This window comes from Geobacillus sp. G4 (assembly GCF_040327975.1).
GTDB classification, from domain to species: domain Bacteria; phylum Bacillota; class Bacilli; order Bacillales; family Anoxybacillaceae; genus Geobacillus; species Geobacillus thermoleovorans.
The window spans coordinates 1-252 of record NZ_JBEPJY010000122.1; the positions used below are offsets into that span (position 1 = coordinate 1).

At 65.1% G+C, this 252-nt stretch carries 1 protein-coding gene; it reads left to right on the plus strand.

Annotated elements, in window-relative coordinates; translation table 11 throughout:
* The coding region (locus tag ABS784_RS17195) for an autotransporter-associated beta strand repeat-containing protein (protein WP_352513419.1) at window positions 1–252 on the plus strand (252 nt) is incomplete at both ends.

A 252-nucleotide genomic window follows, 5' to 3' on the forward strand; every position in this document is an offset into this window, starting at 1 on the left:
TGGATGTGTGGAGCAATGACATTTCCGGCCATGGCGGCCTGACCAAGCAAGGCATCGGTACGTTGGTGCTGAGCGGCACCAACACCTACAGCGGGCCGACCCTGGTCAACCAGGGCTTGCTGGCGATTAATGGCTCGGTCACTTCCGACGTCACCGTCAGCCAGGCCGGCGTGCTCGGTGGCTCGGGCCGTATCGGCTCGCTGACTGCCAAAAGCGGCGGCACCGTGGCGCCGGGCAACTCCATCGGCACCT